We start from the raw sequence: 19,105 nt of genomic DNA, 5'->3' as shown, positions 1-19,105 counted from the left end.
ACAGAGCGACGGCGTCATCAAGCAACGTCTGACGCATTCGGCCACTGTTGCAGCGGGATCGGCAATTTGCGCGATTCGCCACGACCCATCGGGAAGTAATGGAAACCGTTGCGCGCCAGACGCTCGGCGTCGTACAGGTTGCGGCCGTCGAAGATCACCGGGGTGTTGAGGCGCTGCTTGATCAGGTCGAAATCCGGTGCCTTGAATTGCTGCCATTCGGTGCAGATGATCAACGCATCGGCGCCGGGCAACACCGATTCCGGCGTGCCCATCAGCATCAGCTTCGATTCGTCCGGGTAGAGGTTCTGGGTTTCCTGCATGGCTTCCGGGTCGAAGGCGCGCACGCTGGCACCGGCGGCCCACAGTTCCTCGAGCAGGACACGGCTCGGCGCGTCGCGCATGTCATCGGTGTTGGGTTTGAACGCCAGCCCCCACAGAGCGAAGGTCTTGCCACGCAGATCACCGCGGTAGAACGCGTTGATACGCTCGAACAATTTGTGTTTCTGCCGCTGGTTGATCGCCTCGACCGCTTGCAGCAAGTCGCTGGAGCAATGCGCTTCTTCGGCGCTGTGGATCAGCGCGCGCATGTCTTTGGGGAAGCACGAGCCGCCATAACCGCAGCCGGGGTAGATGAAGTGGTAACCGATGCGCGTGTCGGCACCGATGCCCTGACGCACCGATTCAATATCGGCGCCGAGGTGTTCAGCGAGTTCGGCGATCTGGTTGATGAAGCTGATCTTGGTCGCCAGCATGCAGTTGGCGGCGTACTTGGTCAGCTCGGCGCTGCGCAGGTCCATGAACATGATGCGGTCATGGTTGCGGTTGAACGGCGAGTACAGATCACGCATCACGTCGCGTACCTCATCGCCTTCACAGCCGATGACGATGCGATCCGGGCGGCGGCAGTCGGCAACCGCCGAGCCTTCCTTGAGAAATTCCGGGTTGGAGACGATATCGAATTGCAGCAGGCGGCCCACCTTGATCAAGGCTTTTTCAATGTGCGTGCGCAGGGTGTCGCCCGTACCCACCGGCACCGTGGATTTCTCGACGATGATCAACGGTTGCTCACGATGCCGGGCAATCGCATCGCCGACCGATAGCACGTAACGCAGATCTGCCGAACCGTCCTCACGCGACGGCGTACCCACGGCAATAAACGCCACCCGCGCGTGCTGCACGGCGAGTTGTTCATCGGTGGTGAATTGCAGGCGTTTCGAGTCCAGCCCTTCGCGCACCAGGCTGGCCAGCCCCGGTTCGAAAATGCTCACGTGACCCTGGCGCAACAGGTCGACCTTCTTCTGGTCGACGTCCATGCACACGACATCATGGCCGACTTCGGCCAACACAGCCGCTTGCACCAGACCGACGTAACCGCTGCCAAACACTGTGATTTTCATGGAGCACTCCTGAATTCGGGCGCACGAGCCGGACGAGTGTTGATGGTGATGACCCCGAGCATGACCAGCGCCACGCCCAGTGATTGAGTGAAACTGAAGGATTCGTTGAACAGCGGCAGACTGGCCGCCAGCAGGTACACCAGCGCATAGCTGATGCTCAGCAGCGAGTACGCCCGGCCCAACGGCAGATCGCGCAGGGCGGCGAGCCAGCAAAGCATCGACAGCGCGTAGGCAAAAATCGCTGCGATGACCACGGCCAAGGCGCGCCAATCAAGGCTGTCGATGTGCAGCCATTGTTCCGGCACGGGCAGGCGGATCATGCTCCAGCGCATGCCCAGTTGCGCAGCGCTGACGAGGAACACGCTGCCCAACGCGAAACTGATTCCACGACGCGGGTTCATGACTGCTGCCCCAGCAAAACCACGCCGCCGATCACCAACGCCACGCCAAACCAATGCTGGCGGTCGATCGGTTCACCGAAGACGAAGCGCGCGATCAGGGTGATCAGGACAAAGTTGAGGCTGAGCATCGGATAAGCGACGCCGACTTCCAGCCGCTGCAGCACCAGCAACCAGACCAACAGACCGGAACCGAGGGCGAACAGGGCCAGCCATAACCATGGCGAGCGCAGTTTGCCAATCAGCGAAGAATCGCCCCCGCGCCAGCTCTCCACGGCGTACTTTTGCGCGACCTGTCCCAGACAGGTCAGCAGGCACGCGGCCAACAGCAACAACAGGCTCATGACGCCTCCTTGGGCAGAATCATGATGACCAGGTTGCCCTGCTCGTAACGGATACCGTCCTTTGGCAATCTGTCGATTTCGTCCAGTTCGTCCTGCCCCTTGACGCGCATCACCACGCCGACCGCACCGCTGCGGCGTGCCTCGCGCATCCACTGTTGCACGTGATCGGGATCGACCCGCTGTTGAATGCCGTCAGGATAGGCAAGGCCATATTTCAATTCGCCTATCGTGTTGTACAACGCGACTTGCGGCGTTTTCAGACGCCAGGCCAGCGCCGACGCCGCGCCGAGGTCGTTGCTCAGCAGGTGATCGGTCTGCGCCAGTTCGGTGACGTGATGCTTGATGAATTGGTCGGGCATCTTGTTGGCCACCACCGATTTGGGCATCGCGGCCGGCAATACCGCGATCAGCAACAGGCTGCCCAGCGCCGGAGCCGCCCAGCATTGCAGCGGCAGAAAGGCTTGCAGCAGGTTGGCGATGATCCAGCCGATCAGCGCGATAAACACCAGCACCAGACTGTGCAGTTCGTGGTCGTAGACCGGTTTGGTCAGTTGCAGATACACCAGCGCGATCAGCGTGACGACGCCCAGCAACAGATTGAGCAGGCCATTGATGCTCAGCGCGCGACCTTGCTCAAGACGCAAGCGGTCGGCCAGCGCATTGCCCAGCAACAACGCCAGCGGCAGCAGGCACGGCAGGATGTAAGTCGGCAATTTGCCGTTGCTCAGGCTGAAGAACAGCAGCGGCATCAGCAGCCACAGCAGCAGGAACACGACTTTGGGCTGAGTGCGGCTTTGCCAGGCTTGCTTGAACGCCGTCGGCAGCAATCCCGCCCACGGCAAACTGAACGCCACCAGCAATGGCAGATAGAACCACCACGGCGCATCGTGTTGCGCGTCATCCCCGGCAAAGCGGCGAATGTGCTCATGCCAGAAGAAGAACCGCCAGTAGTCCGGCTCCTGCGCATGCACCGAGAGCACCCACGGCAGGCTGATGATGATCGCCACGGCAATCGCCACGGGGCCAAACATCAGCAGTTCACGCCAGCGTTTTTGCCAGAGCAGCCACGGCAGGGCGATCAACACCGGCAGCAGCCAGGCGAGAAATCCCTTGGTCATGAAACCCATGCCACAGGCCAGGCCCAACACGGCCCACGCGGCCATGCGCTTGCCGCTGGTGTGGCTGTCGACGGCAAACCACAGCGCCAGCAGACTCAGGTTGACCCAAAAAGTGAACTGCGGATCGAGGTTGGCGTACCCAGCCTGACCGGCAACAATCGTGAAACTCATGTAGAGCAGGGCGCAGACGAAGCTTTTGCGCGGCTCGTTCCATAAACGTCGGGCGAGCAGATAGCACAGCAGCACGCTCAGGCCGGTGCTCAGCGCCGACACAAAGCGCACGCCGAACAGGTTCTGCCCAAACAACTCCTGACCCAGCGCGATCATCCAGTAACCGGCAATCGGCTTCTCGAAATAGCGCAGGCTCATGAAGTGCGGCGACACCCAGTTGCCACTCAGCAGCATGTCCTGACTGATCTGCGCGTAACGGGTCTCATCAGGAATCCACAAACCGTGCGTGCCCAGCGGCAGCAGATAGGCCAGCAGACAAATGCCCAGCAACAGCAGTGGCAGCGTCCAGCGTTTGATCATGCGCCTTGCACTCCCAGCCAGCCTTCACGGCCGTCGAGGGCGCCGCGCTGCACGCGACCCACGGGCAAGGTGTTGAAGAACTCGGGCAGCAAGTCACCCAGCGGTGTGAAGTCAATGTTGCGCTGTCGCGCGTCGGCGAGCAGTTGGCGAAAGTCCTCGGCCATGAGAATCCCTTCTACTTCGGCGTGAATGGTGTAAACGTTGAGCTGCTGCGGGCGAAAGTGATCGAGGAGGAACGCGTTGTAGTCCCGCGCGGCAACGATGGGGCCGACGACTTCGTCGAAGGTCGGCAAGTCCACCGGAATCTGCGGCGTACCCGGCGTGCCATCGGCCAGCAGCGGACGAAACAGGCGGTTGCCTCGGCAATCGCTGTTGTAGCGAAAGCCGAAGGCTTGCTTGGCCTCGATCACACGCTCGTCCGCACGCCAACCGGCAGCGGCGGAACACTCGACTTTTTCGCCGAGAATGTCGCTCAAGGTGTCGACGCCCTGACGGATCTGCTCGATCAGTTGCGCATTGCTCCAGCGCCCGGCATTGGCCTGCCAGCCGTGGTGGTCCCAGGCATGCAAACCCACTTCATGACCGGCATCACGGGCCTGACGCATCAGATGGCCGAGATCACGGCCAATCGGTTTGCCCGGCCACGCGGTGCCGGCCAGCAGAATGTCCCAGCCGTACAGGCCGGCCGCGTTGGAGCGGAGCATTTTCCAGAGGAACTGCGGGCGGATCAGGCGCCACAGATGCCGGCCCATGTTGTCGGGGCCGACACTGAAGAAGAACGTTGCCTTGATCTGCGCCTCGTCGAGTATTTCCAGCAAGCGCGGCACACCTTCACGGGTGCCGCGATAGGTATCGACGTCGATACGAAGGCCTGCCTGCATTAGCGCTTGTCCGCTTGTTCGAGCATGGCTTCACGCAAGAAGAAGTCGAGCGTGTTGCCAATGGTCTCGCGCATCTCCACGGTCGGCGTCCAGTCGAGCAGGCGCTTGGCGTTGGCGATGCTTGGTTTGCGGTGTTCGACATCCTGATAACCGGCGCCGTAGAACGCCTTGCTCTCAACATCGCGGAAACCGGCGAACGGCGGGAAGTTGTCGCGCAACGGATGCGCTTCGAACTGACGCAGCAGCTCTTCGCCCAACTGACGGATGCTCGCTTCGTTGTCCGGGTTGCCGATGTTGATGATCTGGCCGTTGCAGACGTCGTTGTCGTTATCGATGATCCGCGCCAAGGCTTCGACGCCGTCAGCGATGTCGGTGAAGCAGCGTTTCTGCTCGCCGCCGTCGAACAGGCGAATCGGCGTGCCTTCGACCAGATTGAGGATCAGTTGGGTGATGGCGCGCGAACTGCCGATGCGCGCCGAGTCCAGACGGTCAAGGCGCGGCCCCATCCAGTTGAACGGGCGGAACAGGGTGAAATTCAAGCCCTTGGCGCCGTAGGCCCAGATCACCCGATCAAGCAGTTGCTTGGACACCGAGTAGATCCAGCGCTGCTTGTTGATCGGGCCGACCACCAGATTCGAGGTGTCTTCGTCGAAATGTTTGTCCTGGCACATGCCATAGACTTCCGAGGTAGACGGGAAGATCACGCGCTTGTTGTACTTGACGCAGTAGCGCACCAGTTTGAGGTTTTCTTCGAAGTCGAGTTCGAACACGCGTAGCGGGTTGCGGGTGTATTCGATCGGTGTGGCGATGGCCACCAGCGGCAGGACCACGTCGCACTTCTTGATGTGGTACTCGATCCACTCGGAGTGAATGCTGATGTCGCCTTCGACGTAGTGGAAGTGCGGATGACTGCGCAGACGCTCGATGGCGTCGGAACCGATGTCCAAACCATAGACTTCATAGCGATCATCACGCAGTAGGCGCTCGGACAAGTGATTGCCGATAAAACCGTTGACGCCGAGGATCAGCACGCGAGTGCGACGCGGCGTACGGCCGGACTCAGCGCCACGCAGCAGCGAGCCATCGACCAGACCGAGTTCACTGGCCAGTTGCGGGCCGCTGAGGAACAGACCGTTGTCGTTGCGTTGACCGGAGAGGATCACCAGCGAGTCTTCACCGCAAGCAATGCGCAGCGGATCGACACTGATCACGCGGCCCGGCGCCTGGCCGTCGTTGCCTTTAACGACTTCGGCGCTCCAGACGATGAGTTTGTGCTCGCCGACCGCGCAGAAAGCGCCCGGATACGGCTGAGTCACGGCGCGCACCAGATTGAACAGTTGCTCGGCAGGTTTTGACCAAAGCAGTTTGCCGTCCGCTGCGGTGCGACGACCGAATACAGTGGCTTTCGATTCGTCCTGCGCGGTTTCGCTGATCTTGCCTTGCAGCATCGCTGGCAAGGTGTCGCGCAGCAGGTCAACGGCTGCCACGCGCAATTTGCCGTGCAGGCTCAGCGCGGTGTCGCTGCGTTCGATGGCCACGCGTTGCTGAGCAACGATGGCGCCGGCATCGGCACGCTTGACCATGCGGTGCAGGGTCACGCCGGTTTCGGTTTCACCGTTAACCAGCACCCAGTTGGCCGGCGCGCGGCCACGGTAGTTCGGCAGCAATGAACCGTGCAGATTGAACGCGCCTTTTTTCGCGGTGGCCAGCAACGACTCGCTCAGCAGGTGGCGATAGTAGAAGGAGAACACGTAGTCCGGATTGAGCTTGGCAATCCGCTCGATCCACAGCGGGTGATTGACGTCTTCCGGCGCGTGCACCGGGATGCCTTTGTTGGCGCACAGTTGTGCGACCGAGGCGTAGAAGGCGTTCTCTTTCGGATCGTCGGCGTGAGTGAACACCGCCGCAATCTCATAGCCGCTGTCGAGCAGGGTTTGAATGCCGGCGCAGCCGATATCGTGATAAGCGAAGACAACCGTTTTTGCGCTCATGAGAGAACCTGATCATTGGAGGAGGAGAGACCGTCGACGGTGATGGCGCGCGGCGGCATGGCGGGTTGGCCGCGCAAGACTTTTTCCACGAAGAACCGCGGGCGGGCGCGCACGTCGTTGTACATGCGCCCGAGGTATTCGCCGAGCAGGCCCATGCCGATGAACTGGCCACCGGTGAACACGAACAACACCGCGAACAGCACGAACATGCCGTCACCGGCCCAGCCGGCACCGAACACCAGACGCAACACGATCAGTGCGGCGGCAAACAGCACGCCGAGGCCAGCCATGGCGAAACCGACGATGCTCAGCAGGCGCAACGGCGTGGTGGTCATGCAGGTGATCAAGTCGAACATCAGGTTGATCAAACGCATCGGGCTGTACTTCGAATCGCCGTGTTCACGCTCGGCGTGGGCGACGACGATTTCCGTGGTGTGGCGGGCGAAACTGTTGGCCAGAATCGGAATGAAGGTGCTGCGCTCGCGGCAGGCGAGCATCGCGTCGATGATCGTCCGGCGGTAAGCGCGGAGCATGCAGCCGTAGTCGCTCATGGCGACGCCGGTGGAGCGTTGCACGGCGAGGTTGATTAGCTTCGACGGATAGCGGCGCAGCGCCGAATCCTGACGGTTGCCGCGCACGGTGCCGACGACGTCGTAACCCTTTTCGGCTTCGGCGACCAGACGCGGAATCTCTTCCGGCGGGTTCTGCAAGTCGGCATCGAGGGTGATGACCACATCGCCTTTGCACTGCTCGAAACCGGCCATGATTGCCGCGTGCTGGCCGTAGTTGCGATTGAGGATGACCGCCACGAACGGGCTGTCTTCACGGGTGGCGGCTTCCTCAAGAATGTTCGCGGATTCGTCACGGCTGCCGTCGTCAACGAGGACGATTTCATAGTCGTGACGCAACATCCGGCAGGCGGCTTCAGTGCGGCGTAGCAGTTGCGGCAGGCTGTACTGTTCGTTGTAGACCGGAATAACGATCGACACACAGCGGATCGGATAAGGTTTCACGGGCGTTTGTCCATTAGGGAGGCGATGGCGCCGACCACGCGATCAAGGTCTTGATCGCTCATGTCGGGAAACAACGGAATCGAGCACAGCCGCGCCGAGTTCCATTCGGTGTTGGGCAGGTAGAGGTCGGGGTCACGCTGGCGATACCAGGAGTGCAGGTGGGTGGCGATGAAATGGATACCGGTGCCGATGCCCTGTTCCTGCAAACCTTTCATAAAGGCATCGCGATCCATGCCGCAGCGCTCGCGGTCGATACGCAGGATGAACAGGTGCCAGGCGTGGGTTTGTGCATAGGCGGGTACGGCCAGCGGTTGCACCGGCAGGCCTTCGAGTTTTTGCCAGTAGGCGGCGGCCAGTTCTGTGCGGCGCGCGTTGATCGCGTCCAGACGCTCAAGCTGCACTAGGGCAATCGCGGCGTTGATGTCGGCGAGGTTGTATTTGAACCCCGGCTCCAACACCTGGGCCTGCGGCTTGCGGCCACCGGTCAGGCGATCGTAGGCGTCGACGCCCAGACCGTGGAACTTGAGCATGCGCACGCGGCTGGCCAAGGCTTCGTCGTCGGTGACGAACATCGCGCCTTCGGCACAGGTCATGTTCTTGATCGCGTGGAAGGAGAAAATCGCCGTGCCTTGTGCACCGACGTGGCGGCCCTTGTAGCGGGTGCCGGCAGCGTGGGCGGCGTCCTCGATCACTGCGATGCCGTGCTGGTCGGCCAGCGTGTACAGCGGATCAAGATCAAACGCGGCGCCGGCGTAATGCACCGGGATAATCGCTTTGGTGCGTGGGGTGATGGCGGCTTCGATGCGCGCGGCGTCGGTCATCAAGGTGTCGCGATCAACGTCGACGAATACCGGTTTGGCACCGAGCAGCGAGATCATGTTGGCGGTCGAGACCCAGGTCTGCGAGGGCGTAATCACTTCATCACCGGGGCCGATGCCCAAGGCCAGTAACGTGATGTGCATGCCACCGGTTGCCGATGAAAGTGCCACTGCATGCTTGCAGCCGACATAATCGGCAAACTGCTCTTCCAGTGCCTGGCTTTTAGGGCCGGTAGTAATCCAGCCAGAACGCAATACTTGTTCAACCGCGGCTATTTCTTCATCGCCGATACTCGGCCGGGAAAACGGCAGAAACGCTTGACTCATAAGAACCTCGGGGCGACAGCCATCCTTCAGCCGATTGTCTGAAAAACACGGAATTTCAAAGGGTTGAGTTACCGGTCGGGGAATACCTGATTGACTTTCCAGTCCGCGGCCGGCAGGGTTGCAGGCCTTTCGGGGCAACCTGTTGTAACTAAGGTTATGCGTGTTTTTGTCAAAGGAACATGAAAAAACGGTCGGCGATTCGTCTATCTGTAAGCCATACAGCCACCGTTCAGACTTCTTCCGTTCATCGGCTGTTTTAGTCGAAAAGTCTTACGGAAGAGTCGCTCTCTATATAAGTTTGTTTGCACTTTTAAGTTGTTTTGTTGAACTGTTTTCTATTCAAGGCCGTTTCGTTTGATTGACTTGTCGAGTACTGAATCCACCCCGTCCAACACTAATCCGCTGACGATTTATCTGGCGCGACTGGCGCCTTCCAGCCAACTGACCATGCGCTATGTCTTGCAGGATGCTGCGGACCGCCTCGGTTTCGAAGACGTGGATATCGAAGAAATCCCCTGGCACGGGCTGCAACCGGAAGACGTCGTGGCGCTGGTCGCCGCATTGCGCGCCGACGGTTACGCGCCGAATACCTCGTCGCTGTATGTAAATGCCGTGCGCGGCGTTATGAATGAAGCCTGGCGCATGAGCCTGATCAGTCAGGACCATTTGCTGAAGATGCGCTCGGTAAAGGGCATTGCCGGCACGCGGTTATCTCAGGGGCGCAACTTGAAGCGCACCTTGATCCACGAATTGATGGAAGTCTGCGCCGCCGATCCACGCCCTCAGGGCCTGCGCGATGCGGCGGTGATTGCGTTGTTGTACGGCACCGGCATGCGTAAATCGGAGTCGGTGGACCTGGACTTGAATCAGGTCGACTTCACCGAGCGCAGCCTCACCGTTACCGGCAAAGGCAATAAACAACTGATCAAGTACGCTCCGGCCTGGGCGTTCGCCAAACTCGATGCGTGGCTGGAGCTGCGACGTTCAGAACTCAAGGAAGGCGAGACTGACGATGCTTTTCTGTTCAACCGCATCCGTCGCGGCAGCCATATCACTCGCGAGCGCATCACCAAACACGCGATCTATTACATCGCCCGCCAGCGTGGCGCCCAGGTCGGGGTGAAGATCATGCCGCACGATTTCCGCCGTTCGTTTATCACGCGGGTGATCGAGGAGCATGATTTGTCGATTGCGCAGAAGCTCGCGCACCACAGCAATATCCAGACCACCGCCAACTACGATGTGCGTGATGACAACGAGCGGCGGCGCGCGGTGGATCGCTTCGATCTGTAGGCCCCGTCAGGACGGCGAAGGGCAGGTGCGCGCGTTGCCGGTTGCCGCCCGACTGATCTGCTCGGCCAGACGTTTGACGTTGTGCTGCTGAGCGCCCACCAGATCATCGATGGTCGGGCCGGACGGTGTTTGCAGGGTCGAACGGCAGGTCAGCAAGCCATTGTCAGTGGCGCCGACGGGTCGCAAACGCCATTTGGCGTCGATCAGGCCGTACTGACCGGGGATCGAGTCGAAGCGTTGCACTTCGATGCGCACCGAAACGTTGCCTTGGCCACTGGTATTGCTTAATTGATCGGCCAACGCACCGCGCAACTCATCCGCCAATGTCGCCCCCCACCAATCGGTTTCCAGAATCGCCAGGCCGCTGTTGCCTTGGCGGATAACGATTTGCGCACGGTCGACCTGCGGCGGCACGCTCAGCGCTTCGATCGGAATCTGCGCGCCGGTCCGTGTGTTGGCGACCTGCACCGGCGTCAGCGTGTGAAAGCTGATCGGGTCGCTGCGACAGGCGCCCAGCAGCATGAACGCAGCGAGCACGGTGATTTTCAGCGGTACAGCCATGGTTCAGCTCCTGTGCTCAGTTGCGTGGCGGGCCTTTCAAGTCGATAGGTGCAGCGTTATCTGGGCGGCCACGGATCAGCGATTCCGGATGCCGGCCGAGGTAATCCGACAGTTCACGCAGCGAACGCGACATGCGCCCGAGTTCGTCGAGGGTTTCCGTGAGCTTCTCGCGTTGCGGCGAATCTTCGGCCAAGGTCGAGCTGGCGGACTGCAAGGTCTTGCTGACGTCGGCGAGGGTGCTTTGCACGCCCGGCAGGGTCTTGGCGTTGAACTGGGTCAGGCCTTTGCGCAACTCGATCAGATTGCTGTCGAGGTTGTTGGCGATGCGATCAACCGGCAGCTTGTTGAGCTTGTCGACCACGGCTTCGAGTTTTTCCTGCAACTGTTCGAGGCTGCCGGGAACGGTCGGTAGAACGACCGGGCGAGCAGTCGGGTCGAACGCGACTTTTTCCGCTTTCGGGAAGAAATCCAGTGCCACGTACAACTGGCCGGTCAGCAGGTTGCCACTGCGCGCCTGAGCACGCAGGCCATTATCGACGAAGGTACCCAGCAGGCGGATGCCAGCGGCTTCGTCGTTGGGGTCGTGCTTGAATTCGGTGAGCATCTTTTTGTAGGCCTGACCGAGACGCTGCGGGTAAATGACGATGCCGACGTTAAGCGGGAAGGTGCGTTTTTTTGCGTCGAAATCCAGGTTGATGCCCACGACCCGGCCGATCTCCATACCGAGGAACTCGACCGGCGCATCGACCTTGAGTCCGCGCAGTGACTGTTCGAAACGCAACACCATGTATTGCGCCTTGCCGTTCGGCGGGGCGAGGGCGCTCTGCTGGTCGGCGAACAGTTCGAAATCCTTGTCGTCGGCGGCGGCCACATCATTGGGACTGTAATCCGGAGCACGGAACGCAATACCGCCCACCAGCATGGTCGACAGCGATTCGGTCTTCACGGCAAAGCCGTTGGCACCGACATTGATGTCGATGCCGCTGGCATTCCAGAAACGGGTGTTTTCGGTGACGAACGCGTCGTTCGGCGCGTGAATGAACACCTCGATATCGACCCCTTTGCCTTCGGGGTTGAGGGCGTAAGTGACGACCTGGCCGACCGGGATCTTGCGGTAATAAACCGGTGAACCTATGTCCAGTGAACCGAGGTCCGGCGCATGCAGCATGAAGCGCTTACCGGGTTCGCCATAGGTGATCGGCGGCGGATTTTCCAGACCCTTGAAGTTCTTTGCGCGGCTATCGGACTGGCCGACGTCGGCGCCGATGTAGTCACCGGAAAGCAGGGTGTCGATGCCCGAAACGCCGCCGGCGCCAATGCGCGGGCGCACCACCCAGAACTGTGAATCTTCGCGCGTGAAGGTTTCCGCCTGTTTGGACAGTTTGATGGTGGCGTCGACGCTTTTCTGGTCGCCACTCAACTCGACGTCCGTCACCTGACCGATGACCACGTTGCGGTACTTGACCTCGGTCTTGTTCGCCGTCAGGCCACTGCCGGTCTTGAAGTTGACGATGATCGTCGGCCCTTCCTGCATCACGTTGTGCACCACCAGCGAAATGCCCACCAGCACCGCCACGATCGGTACGATCCAGACGAGTGAAATGCCGAAACGGCGGGTTTTGACTGGGGCTTGGCCTGGCGCTCGCGGCTCGTCGGTGGCTGACGACTTCATCCATGTCCTCCTCGATTGATTGGGCACTGAGCGTCAGGAACGCAAAAGCACCTCATCAATATAGAAGTGCTTGGCGATAGAGCAAATGTGAATAGCGCATGCACCGCGACCTGATCGTTCCCACGCAGAGCTTGGGAACGATCAAAGCCGGGAACGATTAGATCGTGTCAGCGCGGTTTGTGCTGTCAGCCGAGCATTTCCCGCAAGCGATACCAGAACATGCCCAGTGCCAGCAGCGGCGAGCGCAAGGCCGGGCCGCCGGGGAAGGTCATGTGCGGCACGCCGCTGAACACGTCCATGCCCTGACTGTGACCGGCATGAATCGCCTCGCCGAGCAGTTTTGCGCACCAGTGCGTGACGTTCAGGCCATGGCCGGAATAGCCCTGCGCATAGAACACGTTCGGGTGCTGTTTGAGCCGGCCGACCTGCGGGAAGCGGTTGGCGGTGATGCCAATCTTGCCGCCCCATTGGTAATCGATGCGCACGTCCGCCAGTTGCGGGAAGACCTTGAGCATCTTCGGCCGCATATAAGCGGCGATGTCCGCCGGATCGCGCCCGGAATAGTGGCAGGCACCGCCGAACAGCAAGCGCCGGTCCGCCGAGAGCCGGTAGTAATCTAGGCCGACTTTCTGGTCGCACACCGCCAGATTCTGCGGGATCAGTTGCGCGGCGCGTGCCTCGGACAACGGCTCGGTGGCGATGATGTAACTGCCGGCCGGCAGCACCTTGCCACTGAGTTGTTGTTCGAGGTCGTCCAGATGCGCATTGCAGCCGAGCACCAGACTACCAGCCCGCACCGTGCCGTTTGCGCAACGCACTTGCACGGTCGGGCCGTGGATGATTTCCAGCACTTCGCTCTGCTCGAAAATCTTCACGCCGAGCGCCGCTGCCAATCGCGCTTCGCCTTGCACCAGATCCAGCGGGTGCAGGTGGCCGGAACCCATGTCCACCAGCCCACCGGCATAAATGTCGGAGTTGACCACTTGCTGGCGGATCTGCTCCGGGCCGATCAGGCGGGTTTCGTGGGCATAGCCGAGTTCGGCGAGATCGACCAATTCATCCTTGAAGGCATCGAATTGCGCCGGGGTGTTGGCCAGATCGCAGAAGCCCCAGCGCAGATCACACTCGATGCCGTTGTCGCCGATGCGCTGCCGCACCAGCTCTACCGAATCGATGCCGGCGCGCTGCAAATAGCGCACGCCTTCCTGGCCGACATACTTGGCGAAGCCTTCAACCTCATGACCGATCCCGCGAATCAACTGACCGCCGTTGCGCCCGCTGGCGCCCCAGCCGATGCGCCGGGCTTCGATCAACACCACCGACAATCCGCGCTGAGCCAGTTCGATGGCGGTGTTGACGCCGGTGAACCCGCCGCCGATCACGCAGACATCGGCCGTCAGGTCACCGTCCAGTACTGGATAAGGTGTGGTCGCCCGCGCCGAAGCGGCGTAATAGGAGCGGGCGTGCTCCTGGGTGTACTGATTCATTTGTTCGACTTCACTTTGCTCCAGGAACGGGTCATCAGACGCATGATCGCTTGGGGCGGGGTGGTAGAAATATAGAGTTTGTCGAGGACTGCTTGAGGTGGGTAAACCTCTGGATTGTTGACCAGTTCCGGATCCATGTATTGCTTGGCGGCCGGGTTCGGGTTGGCGTAACCGACCGAAGCGCTGACCTTGGCGATCACTTGCGGATCGAGCAGGTAATTAATGAAGGCATGGGCTTCTTTGGTGTTGCTCGCATCGGCAGGGATGGCCAGCAGGTCGAACCAGAGGTTGGCGCCTTCCTTCGGAATGGCGTAAGCGATGTTCACGCCGTTCTTGGCTTCCTTGGCGCGGTTGGCGGCCTGGAACACGTCGCCGGAATAACCGAAGGCTACGCAAATATCACCGTTGGCCAGGTCGGACACGTATTTCGAGGAATGGAAATAGGTGATGTAAGGACGAATGCTCAGCAGTTTGGCTTCGGCCTTTTTGAAGTCTTCCGGATTTTCGCTGCGTGGGTCCAGGCCCATGTAATTGAGCACGGCGGGGAAGACTTCGTCGGCGGAGTCCATCATCGACACGCCGCACTGGCTGAGTTTTTTCAGGTTCTCAGGCTCGAACAGCACGGCCCAGGAATCGATGTGGTCGACGCCCAGCACTTGCTTGACCTTGTCGACGTTGTAGCCGATGCCGTTGGTGCCCCACAGGTACGGCACCGAATGCGCGTTGCCCGGATCGTTTTTCTCCAGCAGTTCGAGCAGTTTCGGGTCGAGGTTCTTGAAGTTCGGCAACTGCGAGCGATCGAGTTTGAGGAACGCGCCGGCCTTCACCTGACGGGCGAGGAAGTGGTTGGATGGTACGACCACGTCATACCCGGTGCGGCCGGCGAGCAGTTTGCCTTCGAGGGTTTCGTTGGAATCGAAAACGTCGTAGATCACCTTGATCCCGGTTGTGCTCTGGAAGTCGGCGAGGGTGGTTTCACCGATATAGTCGGTCCAGTTGTAGACGCTGACTTGTGGCTGGGCTTGGGCTCCGATGCTGCACATCAGGGCCAGAGCGGCGGGAACCATGGTTTTCAACAGACGCATTTCGACACCTCTTAAATTTATTGGATTTCTCAGGTGGTTCGCTAATCCCTTGTGGGAGCGAGCCTGCTCGCGAAAGCGGTGGGTCAGGCAACATCAATGGTGACTGTGCTGACGCCTTCGCGAGCAGGCTCGCTCCCACAGGGATTTGTGCAGATTTGGGTTAAACGCTCAGCATCAGGAACTCACGCTCCCACGAGCTGATCACGCGCTTGAAGTTTTCATGCTCGGCACGCTTCACCGCGACATAGCCACGGACAAACTTGTCGCCAAGGTATTGCGCAACGGTTTCGCACTCTTCCATCTGCGTCAGTGCTTCCTCGATGGTGATCGGCAGGCGCAGGTTGCGGCGCTCGTAAGCGCGGCCTTGTACCGCAGCGCTCGGCGCGATGGCTTCGACCATGCCGATGTAACCGCAGAGCAGACTCGCGGCAATAGCCAGGTACGGGTTGGCATCGGCGCCCGGCAGGCGGTTTTCCACGCGCATGGCTTCCGGGCTGGACGTCGGTACACGCAGGCCGACGGTGCGGTTTTCTTCGCCCCATTCGACGTTGACCGGCGCCGAGGTGTCCGGCAGGAAGCGGCGGAACGAGTTGACGTTCGGCGCGAACATCGGCAGCACTTTCGGGATGTACTTCTGCAAACCGCCGATGTAATGCAGGAACAGCTCGCTCATCTGCCCGTCAGCATTGGCGAATATCGGTTTGCCGGTGGCGATTTCGACCACGCTCTGGTGAATGTGCATGGCGCTGCCCGGCTCATCGCCGATCGGCTTGGCCATGAAGGTTGCGGCGACGTTGTGCTTGAGTGCGGCCTCACGCATGGTGCGCTTGAACACAGTGATCTGGTCAGCCAGATCGAGGGCGTCGCCGTGGCGGAAGTTGATTTCCATCTGCGCCGGGCCGTCTTCGTGGATCAGCGTGTCGAGGTCCAGACCTTGCAGTTCGCACCAGTCGTAGACGTCTTCAAACAACGGATCGAATTCGTTGGCAGCATCGATGGAGAACGACTGCCGGCCGCTTTCAGCACGGCCCGAGCGGCCTAGCGGTGCTTTCAGCGGCAAGTCCGGGTCTTCGCAGCGCTGGGTCAGGTAGAACTCCATTTCCGGCGCCACAATCGGCTTCCAGCCTTTGTCGGTGTAGAGCTGCAAGACTTTCTTCAGCACGTTGCGCGGCGACAGTTCGATCGGGTTGCCGAACTTGTCGAAGGTGTCGTGGATGACGATGGCGGTCGGTTCGATCGCCCATGGAATCACGTAGACCGCGTCAGCCACGGGCTTGCAGACCATGTCGATATCGGCAGGATCAAGCAGGTCGTAGTAGATGTCGTCGTCGACAAAATCCCCGGTTACCGTTTGCAGCAGCACACTTTCCGGCAGGCGCATGCCTCGCTCATGCAGGAACTTGTTGGTCGGTGCGATCTTGCCGCGGGCAATGCCGGTCAGGTCGCTGACCACACATTCGACTTCGGTAATCTTGTGATCTTTCAGCCACGTGAACAGCTGATCGAAAGGGGCATTCATAAAGACCTCGTTATTGGTTTTATAGACGCCGGGGAGGGCGGGTTTCATCTTCCGCCCCTTCCCCTGTGGCGCGTTGACGACTATCTTGGGCGAGCCTTGCAGTTCCATCTATCCACTTTAAGCAGCACCAAAGCGCACCAAAAGAGTGCGCAAGGTCACCCCATGACGACGTGCAATCCGCTCCAGGTTCAAGCTTTCAACACCGCCGATGTCGCTGAGCAAGTTCGCGCCACACCGGGCTGGGTCCAGCATTACCAACAGATGTCGCCGGGCCATTTCGCCGGGCAGATCCGCTATCTGGATCTGCAGGGTGTCGAGGTCTATGAAGAGCAGATGAACACCCGCGTCGAGCAGAATTTCAGCGCGCCATCGGGTGCTCTTGCGTTCTGTTTTGATCGCAGCGACAACGCGCTTTATTTGCTCAATGAAGAGAGCCGCAATATCTGGATCACCCCGGAGAACTACCAGGAAATCGCCGTGGTGTTCGGTCCGGAGTTTGTCCGTCAGCACGGTCTGAATGTGGCGAAACTTGAAGGCTTGTTCATGACGCAACTCAATTGCGGGCAGAACGCCTTGTTCAGTCGCTGGTTAAGCTCGATTCTCACAAAGTTGTCGCAAGCTGTTGATCCGCTTGATAAAGATTCGCTGACAAAGCAGCTGCTCGAAGACTGTTTGTTCATCCTCGACAACGCTCACACAAGTCTCGATCGCGGCGGCTTACAGCGTCGTACTGAAGAGCGGATGATCATGAAACGCGTAGGGGAATGGGCGGCGGATTCGCCGGAAGACACCGTCAATCTGCTCGAACTTTCCCACGTGGCCGGAGTGCCGTTGCGGCAATTGCAGCAGGCGTTCAAGGCCTACACCGGGATGACCCCGAGTCACTGGCTGCGCCTGCGCCGGTTGAACAGTGCACACCGTGAATTGCTCAAGCGCCGGCCGACGGAAACTACGGTTGCCGAGGTGGCGATGCAGTGGTCGTTCTGGCATTTGGGAAGGTTTTCCAGCAGTTACCGGGCGTTGTTCAAGGAGTTGCCGAGCGAGACCTTGAAGCGCTCATGAAAGCCTTGGCGGTTAAAAAGGCTTTGTCTCGGCGCTGAAGTTAAATAGAATCACTCTCATTTGAAACTGACTTCGCGCAGGACTCTTGAGATGACTGAAGCAGCGACGCCATCGCCGCAGCACCTGCACGAACTGTATCGCGATCACCGAGGCTGGCTGGAAACCTGGTTGCGGCGGCGCATGGGCAATGCCTGGGATGCGGCGGACCTGAGCCAGGATACCTTCTTGCGCGTGCTGTGCAGCGCTCAGCCGATTGCCGATATGCGTGAGCCGCGGGCGTATTTGCTGACAGTCGGCAAACGCCTGCTGAGCAATTTCTACACCCGTCGCAGCCTGGAAAAGGCCTATCTCGAAGCCCTCGCGCAGTTGCCCGAAGAATGCGTGCCGTCGCCCGAGCAGCGCTGGCTGCTGCTGGAAACCCTGCAAGCGCTGGATGAGCTGCTCGATGGTTTGCCGCGAGCGGTGCGTCGGGCCTTTCTCCTGAGTCAGCTCGAAGGCCTCGGCTACCGTGAAATCGCCGAACGTTTGCAGGTCTCTGAGCGCAGTATAAAGCGTTATATGGCAATGGCTTACGAGCATTGTTTGATGTTGGATCTATGATGCGTGTAGTTCCTAACACCGAAGCGCGTGAAGTGGCACGTGCCGCCGCACAGTGGTTGGCATTGCTCGAATCCGGCGAGGCCAGTGAAGCCGATCACGTGCGACTGAAGCACTGGCGCGACAGCGATAGCCGCCATGAAAACGCCTGGCAGAAGATTCAATTACTGCGCCAGCGCTTTTCCAGTCTGCCAGCAGAATTGGCCATGGCCACACTCGATCGCCCGGATCTGGCGCGGCGTGCAACTCTGAAAAGGGCGCTGGGTCTGGCGGCGCTGGTGCCGACGGCGTGGTTGATCAGTCGCCAGTTGCCGCTCGACGTCTGGCGCGCGGATTTGCAGACTTCCACCGGAGAGCACACGCGTACACGGCTGGCCGACGGCTGCACCTTGCATCTGAACACCGCCAGTGCGGTGAACGTCGATCTGGCCAGCCGTCAATTGACGTTGGTGCGCGGCGAAATGGCGCTCAACGTTCCGGGTAGCACGGCATTGACGGTCAACGCGCCGTACGGTCGGATCATTGTCAGCCGCAGCGAAGTCTGCGTGCGCCTCAACGAGCGTGACTGCACCGTGTCGGTGGTCAGCGGTTCGGTGCAATTGCAGCCGTTGCACGGGCCGGCGCTGCAGTTGAACGCCGGGCAACAGGTCAATTTGCAGGCCTCCGGCGCCGGACCGATCGCGCTGTTCGACGCCAAAATGCCGGGCTGGCGTGACGGTGTGTTGATGGCGCAAAACCAGCCGTTGGGGGATTTCCTGCGCGAGTTGAGCCGTTATCGCTCGGGGCTTCTGCGCTGGGAGCCGGCACTTGAACGTCTGCGTGTCACCGGCAGTTTCCGTCTCGACGACACCGATAAAGTGCTGGCGCTGCTGGCGGCGAGCCTGCCGTTGGAGGTGCATTCGCGCACGCGTTTCTGGGTAACGCTGACGCCGCGAAAAAATTTCGTCTGAAGCCTGTCCCTTTTTTTCGCCTCACCGGTCATTGCAGGTAAGTGAACAAAATCGAGAGCTT

The 19,105-nt window shown here is 60.2% G+C and carries 17 protein-coding genes; 4 read left to right on the top strand and 13 right to left on the bottom strand.

From position 1 onward, the window contains the following. Positions 1-17: 17 nt before the first annotated feature. Genes ACW9IR_RS00870 through arnB form a run of 8 tightly spaced genes read right to left on the bottom strand, consistent with a single transcriptional unit; the run spans position 18 to position 8,818 of the window. Complete coding sequence (locus ACW9IR_RS00870) at positions 18-1,397, bottom strand: UDP-glucose dehydrogenase family protein (protein ID WP_457461202.1); 1,380 nt, start codon at positions 1,395-1,397, stop codon at positions 18-20. After that, a complete protein-coding gene (gene arnF / locus ACW9IR_RS00865; RefSeq protein WP_457461200.1) occupies positions 1,394-1,798 on the bottom strand; it encodes a 4-amino-4-deoxy-L-arabinose-phosphoundecaprenol flippase subunit ArnF in 405 nt (134 codons plus the stop codon). The genes ACW9IR_RS00870 and arnF overlap by 4 nt, the downstream gene beginning before the upstream one ends. Beyond that, on the bottom strand, positions 1,795-2,139 hold the full coding sequence (gene arnE / locus ACW9IR_RS00860; protein ID WP_457461198.1) for a 4-amino-4-deoxy-L-arabinose-phosphoundecaprenol flippase subunit ArnE: 345 nt from the start codon (positions 2,137-2,139) through the stop codon (positions 1,795-1,797). Before arnE ends, arnF begins: the two co-directional genes overlap by 4 nt. Further along, positions 2,136-3,788, bottom strand: a complete 1,653-nt coding sequence (gene arnT, locus ACW9IR_RS00855; RefSeq protein ID WP_457461196.1) for a lipid IV(A) 4-amino-4-deoxy-L-arabinosyltransferase — start codon at positions 3,786-3,788, stop codon at positions 2,136-2,138. Before arnT ends, arnE begins: the two co-directional genes overlap by 4 nt. Further along, positions 3,785-4,669 carry a 4-deoxy-4-formamido-L-arabinose-phosphoundecaprenol deformylase gene (arnD, locus tag ACW9IR_RS00850; protein WP_457461194.1) on the bottom strand — a complete coding sequence of 295 codons (885 nt, stop codon included), beginning with the start codon at positions 4,667-4,669 and terminating at the stop codon, positions 3,785-3,787. Before arnD ends, arnT begins: the two co-directional genes overlap by 4 nt. After that, positions 4,669-6,660 (bottom strand): bifunctional UDP-4-amino-4-deoxy-L-arabinose formyltransferase/UDP-glucuronic acid oxidase ArnA, encoded by a 1,992-nt coding sequence (gene arnA, locus ACW9IR_RS00845; protein WP_457461192.1) that lies wholly within the window; start codon positions 6,658-6,660, stop codon positions 4,669-4,671. The genes arnD and arnA overlap by 1 nt, the downstream gene beginning before the upstream one ends. Beyond that, positions 6,657-7,673: an undecaprenyl-phosphate 4-deoxy-4-formamido-L-arabinose transferase gene (gene arnC, locus ACW9IR_RS00840; RefSeq protein WP_457461190.1), complete on the bottom strand. Its 1,017-nt coding sequence runs from the start codon at positions 7,671-7,673 to the stop codon at positions 6,657-6,659. The genes arnA and arnC overlap by 4 nt, the downstream gene beginning before the upstream one ends. Continuing rightward, a complete protein-coding gene (gene arnB, locus ACW9IR_RS00835) occupies positions 7,670-8,818 on the bottom strand; it encodes a UDP-4-amino-4-deoxy-L-arabinose aminotransferase (RefSeq protein WP_457461188.1) in 1,149 nt (382 codons plus the stop codon). The genes arnC and arnB overlap by 4 nt, the downstream gene beginning before the upstream one ends. A 447-nt stretch (positions 8,819-9,265) precedes the next feature. Between arnB and ACW9IR_RS00830 the strand changes: the two genes are divergently transcribed. Beyond that, positions 9,266-10,111 (top strand): site-specific integrase, encoded by an 846-nt coding sequence (locus ACW9IR_RS00830; protein WP_457461252.1) that lies wholly within the window; start codon positions 9,266-9,268, stop codon positions 10,109-10,111. 6 nt (positions 10,112-10,117) lie between these two features. On the opposite strand, the gene ACW9IR_RS00825 is transcribed toward ACW9IR_RS00830, so the two are convergent. The 5 genes from ACW9IR_RS00825 to ACW9IR_RS00805 form a co-directional block, all read right to left on the bottom strand. Further along, positions 10,118-10,672, bottom strand: coding sequence for a PqiC family protein (locus ACW9IR_RS00825; RefSeq protein WP_102899800.1), 555 nt, complete (start codon positions 10,670-10,672; stop codon positions 10,118-10,120). 16 nt (positions 10,673-10,688) lie between these two features. Beyond that, complete coding sequence (locus ACW9IR_RS00820) at positions 10,689-12,344, bottom strand: PqiB family protein (protein ID WP_110718535.1); 1,656 nt, start codon at positions 12,342-12,344, stop codon at positions 10,689-10,691. 185 nt (positions 12,345-12,529) lie between these two features. Then, positions 12,530-13,831: an NAD(P)/FAD-dependent oxidoreductase gene (locus ACW9IR_RS00815; protein WP_457461185.1), complete on the bottom strand. Its 1,302-nt coding sequence runs from the start codon at positions 13,829-13,831 to the stop codon at positions 12,530-12,532. After that, entirely contained in the window at positions 13,828-14,916 is a 1,089-nt protein-coding gene (locus ACW9IR_RS00810; protein ID WP_457461183.1) for a polyamine ABC transporter substrate-binding protein, read from the bottom strand. The genes ACW9IR_RS00815 and ACW9IR_RS00810 overlap by 4 nt, the downstream gene beginning before the upstream one ends. Before the next feature lie 160 nt (positions 14,917-15,076). Further along, complete coding sequence (locus ACW9IR_RS00805; protein WP_457461181.1) at positions 15,077-16,435, bottom strand: glutamine synthetase family protein; 1,359 nt, start codon at positions 16,433-16,435, stop codon at positions 15,077-15,079. A gap of 162 nt (positions 16,436-16,597) precedes the next feature. Here ACW9IR_RS00805 and ACW9IR_RS00800 point away from each other — a divergent pair, with 162 nt between their 5' ends. The 3 genes from ACW9IR_RS00800 to ACW9IR_RS00790 all read left to right on the top strand — a co-directional run bounded on the left by ACW9IR_RS00800 (position 16,598) and on the right by ACW9IR_RS00790 (position 19,044). Then, positions 16,598-17,497, top strand: a complete 900-nt coding sequence (locus ACW9IR_RS00800) for a helix-turn-helix domain-containing protein (RefSeq protein WP_457461179.1) — start codon at positions 16,598-16,600, stop codon at positions 17,495-17,497. 90 nt (positions 17,498-17,587) lie between these two features. Next, entirely contained in the window at positions 17,588-18,097 is a 510-nt protein-coding gene (locus tag ACW9IR_RS00795; protein WP_038361341.1) for a sigma-70 family RNA polymerase sigma factor, read from the top strand. Further along, a complete protein-coding gene (locus tag ACW9IR_RS00790) occupies positions 18,097-19,044 on the top strand; it encodes a FecR domain-containing protein (protein ID WP_457461177.1) in 948 nt (315 codons plus the stop codon). Before ACW9IR_RS00795 ends, ACW9IR_RS00790 begins: the two co-directional genes overlap by 1 nt. The last annotated feature ends 61 nt before the right edge of the window (positions 19,045-19,105 follow it).

This window comes from Pseudomonas sp. SDT291_1_S447, assembly GCF_054070155.1.
This window is presented reverse-complemented; position numbering and strand designations above follow the sequence as displayed.

Bases quoted from the DNA above. Each gene is read 5' to 3' on its own strand.
- ACW9IR_RS00870 (WP_457461202.1), bottom strand. From the start codon at position 1,397: ATGAAAATCACAGTGTTTGGCAGCGGTTACGTCGGTCTGGTGCAAGCG.
- arnF (WP_457461200.1), bottom strand. From the start codon at position 1,798: ATGAACCCGCGTCGTGGAATCAGTTTCGCGTTGGGCAGCGTGTTCCTC.
- arnE (WP_457461198.1), bottom strand. From the start codon at position 2,139: ATGAGCCTGTTGTTGCTGTTGGCCGCGTGCCTGCTGACCTGTCTGGGA.
- arnT (WP_457461196.1), bottom strand. From the start codon at position 3,788: ATGATCAAACGCTGGACGCTGCCACTGCTGTTGCTGGGCATTTGTCTG.
- arnD (WP_457461194.1), bottom strand. From the start codon at position 4,669: ATGCAGGCAGGCCTTCGTATCGACGTCGATACCTATCGCGGCACCCGT.
- arnA (WP_457461192.1), bottom strand. From the start codon at position 6,660: ATGAGCGCAAAAACGGTTGTCTTCGCTTATCACGATATCGGCTGCGCC.
- arnB (WP_457461188.1), bottom strand. From the start codon at position 8,818: ATGAGTCAAGCGTTTCTGCCGTTTTCCCGGCCGAGTATCGGCGATGAA.
- ACW9IR_RS00830 (WP_457461252.1), top strand. From the start codon at position 9,266: ATGCGCTATGTCTTGCAGGATGCTGCGGACCGCCTCGGTTTCGAAGAC.
- ACW9IR_RS00825 (WP_102899800.1), bottom strand. From the start codon at position 10,672: ATGGCTGTACCGCTGAAAATCACCGTGCTCGCTGCGTTCATGCTGCTG.
- ACW9IR_RS00820 (WP_110718535.1), bottom strand. From the start codon at position 12,344: ATGAAGTCGTCAGCCACCGACGAGCCGCGAGCGCCAGGCCAAGCCCCA.
- ACW9IR_RS00815 (WP_457461185.1), bottom strand. From the start codon at position 13,831: ATGAATCAGTACACCCAGGAGCACGCCCGCTCCTATTACGCCGCTTCG.
- ACW9IR_RS00810 (WP_457461183.1), bottom strand. From the start codon at position 14,916: ATGCGTCTGTTGAAAACCATGGTTCCCGCCGCTCTGGCCCTGATGTGC.
- ACW9IR_RS00805 (WP_457461181.1), bottom strand. From the start codon at position 16,435: ATGAATGCCCCTTTCGATCAGCTGTTCACGTGGCTGAAAGATCACAAG.
- ACW9IR_RS00800 (WP_457461179.1), top strand. From the start codon at position 16,598: ATGACGACGTGCAATCCGCTCCAGGTTCAAGCTTTCAACACCGCCGAT.
- ACW9IR_RS00795 (WP_038361341.1), top strand. From the start codon at position 17,588: ATGACTGAAGCAGCGACGCCATCGCCGCAGCACCTGCACGAACTGTAT.
- ACW9IR_RS00790 (WP_457461177.1), top strand. From the start codon at position 18,097: ATGCGTGTAGTTCCTAACACCGAAGCGCGTGAAGTGGCACGTGCCGCC.